The organism is Gordonia sp. (in: high G+C Gram-positive bacteria) (assembly GCF_020438995.1).
In the GTDB taxonomy this organism is placed as follows: Bacteria; Actinomycetota; Actinomycetes; order Mycobacteriales; family Mycobacteriaceae; genus Gordonia.
In genome coordinates, this window is record NZ_JAGQTN010000307.1 from 1 (window position 1) to 2,628 (window position 2,628).

General features: G+C 64.7%; 3 protein-coding genes. 1 reads left to right on the forward strand and 2 read right to left on the reverse strand.

What is annotated here, in order from left to right:
- Positions 1 to 323: 323 nt before the first annotated feature.
- Positions 324 to 1,574 (forward strand): VWA domain-containing protein, encoded by a 1,251-nt coding sequence (locus KDB67_RS21390; protein ID WP_291020410.1) that lies wholly within the window; start codon positions 324 to 326, stop codon positions 1,572 to 1,574.
- 24 nt (positions 1,575 to 1,598) lie between these two features.
- Here the strand turns inward: KDB67_RS21390 and KDB67_RS21395 are convergent, their stop codons facing one another.
- On the reverse strand, positions 1,599 to 1,823 hold the full coding sequence (locus KDB67_RS21395; protein WP_291020412.1) for a hypothetical protein: 225 nt from the start codon (positions 1,821 to 1,823) through the stop codon (positions 1,599 to 1,601).
- A 119-nt stretch (positions 1,824 to 1,942) separates the two neighbouring features.
- Positions 1,943 to 2,296 (reverse strand): hypothetical protein, encoded by a 354-nt coding sequence (locus KDB67_RS21400; RefSeq protein WP_291020414.1) that lies wholly within the window; start codon positions 2,294 to 2,296, stop codon positions 1,943 to 1,945.
- Positions 2,297 to 2,628: the final 332 nt, after the last annotated feature.

Below are 2,628 nucleotides of genomic sequence, written 5' to 3' on the forward strand. Positions count from 1 at the left end.
CCGTCGTGCCCATCTTCCTCGGTCGCGGCGAACGGCTCTGGGACGGACTGGAAGGACTTGAGGACCGTTTCGACATCGACACGGTGACCTCGCCCAGCGGCGTTGTCCACGTGTCGTTCTCGCGACCCTCCGTCGCGCAATAGCTCGAAAGGTCATGCTGCACATCCCGATAGGTTCGGTGATGTGTTGTGCTCGCCAGAGCACCGCTACATATCGGACGATCTCACCGATCGGGTGCGAGCTGATAGCCGGCGCTGACCACAATCGCAGGGCCGGGACCGGCTACCATCCCGCGTACGGCCTTTGCTTGAGGAGTACTTCGCATGTCTGATCTCACTCTGTCCCGCGGTCAGAACACCGCGCTGTCCGGGCCACGTCCGCTGCGCGTCGAGGTCAAGGCAGGTGCGCCTCTCGACGTCCTGGCTTTCGTCCTGGGGGACGACCAGAAGGTCGGCTGCGATGCGGATTTCGTGTTCTTCAATCAGCCCGCACATCCCAGCGGTGCGGTGATTCTCGACGGTTCGGGTGCCGTCGTCGTGGATCCGGCCCGGCTCCCCGCAGGTGCGAGCCGGGTGCACATCGGAGTCGTGGCCGAGAATCTGACGCTCGGCGACGCTCGCGTCGAAGTTGTGCTGTCCCAAGATGATCGGACGGTCGTCGCTCCTGGCGAAGGGCTGTCCGTGGAGACCTCGGCGGTGCTGATCGAGATCTACCGGCGTGGCGGCGAGTGGAAGATCCGCAATACCGGCGCCGGCTGGGAAGGCGGCTTCGCCGATCTCGTGCGCAGCCACGGTGTGCAGGTCGACGACGAACCCACGTTGGTACCGGTCGTCCACGACGGACCCCGCAGTGCGCCCGGCGAGGAGAAGCTCTCACTGACCAAACGCGCCAAGCTTGACCTGCGAAAGAAGCAGGTACACCAGGTGCTGCTGGAGAAGAAGGTCACTTCCGGCGTGCGGGCTCGTGTGGTCATGGTCATCGACAAGACCTTCTCGATGTCGGCGCTATACCGCGACGGCGTCGTCGGCGAACTCGTCGAACGGATGACCGCGGTGGCCACCCAACTCGATGACGACGGCGCGCTGGAGGCATACATGTACGCCGTGCAGTGCGCCAAACTGCCCGATGTCACCGTCGATCGCGCCGAGGAATGGGTACGCGACTACGTCCACCTGCGCGGTGTGCGCGGCGGCATCGACTACGACCTGCTCGGCGGCCGCAACGAGGAACTGCCGATCCTTTCGCAGGTGATCGCCGACTGCCGCGACTCGAAAGACCCTGTGTTGGTGCTGTTCTTCACCGATGGCGGCTTCGCCCGCGGCAGGCGGGCCATCCAGAAACTGATCACCGAGGCCGCGGTGCTGCCGATCTTCTGGCAGTTCATCGGTATCGGGAAAGCCGACTTCGGCGCCTTGACCGCCCTGGACGAACTCTCCGGTCGCGTCGTCGACAACGCAGGCTTCTTCGCCGTCGACGACGTGTCCCGGATCAGTGACGACCAGCTGTACCGCCTGCTGCTCTCGGAGTTCCCGGACTGGCTGACCGCCGCTCGTCATGCCCGGGTGTTGCGCTGACCGGATCAGGCGCCTCTAGCTCGGTCACTTCGTCTCATTCGGATGACTCGTGTGTACCTGCTCGAGATATACCGTCTGGCCATCGACGTAGAACCAGATCCGTGCCGTGCCTTTGAGGGTCGGCTTGTGCTGCCAGCGCTCGTACGTTTTGTCTCCACGACGGATCGTGCTGAGTTCGTCGCGCAGCGGATAGTTGGTCGACGTGCGGACCTGCGGCGTTGTGGTCAAGAAGTCCCACGTGTCGGCCATGGGATTGCGAACTGTCGCCACCAGATCGCGCCAGCCCTTTTGTGCTCCGACAGTGGCGAATCGGATCTCGTACTAGGATCTTTTCGCGGGCCGCGGGACCAGGCTTTCCCTTGCCACGATCAGGGCCGCTCGACTGGCCCGGCGGTAAGGGCGTCGTCTGCCTCCAGCCATTCGACCGGCTCCGAGCCGAGGCCTGCGGCGATCGCGGCAGCAGTCTCTTTCCAGGAAGTGAGCTCGGCGACGGCCAGGTGCGGCTGGCCGGTGGAGAACGACGCCCGGGCGGCGTCGACAAGGGCGCGCGCGCACGCTGCGCGTCCGTCCGGAGAGAGTGCCAGCATCCACGGAAACAGCTCCGCCATCCGTGCTTCGAGCGGGCCGTCGCCGTCGAGGGCTGCCGTGATGAGTTGCGCAGCAAGCTGATAGTCTACCTCGTCGACGGCGACGACCTGATCATCTTGCAGTCGCGCTATCACTACTGACCGGATCAGGTGGGCAACGGCCCGATGATCATGATCGGCGCCGCGTGATCACCCGCGTTGACTGTGCGGACGGGGACGACGCGCTGGTGAGCGGATCGTCTACGCCGCCGCGCGTCATGCCCAGGTGCCGGGCTGAACGGATCGACCCTATGCTGAGCGTATGCGCGCACTGACTTGCCCGAACTGCAATGCATTGTCAGGATTCGTCAGTCAGGAATGTCCCCGGTGCGGGGCGAGCCTCGGGGTGCATCTCCCAAGCCGATCGCTGGTCGTGGCACATCCCGACGGCATTGAAATCGACGGTCGGCGGTGGGTGAGATGTGCCA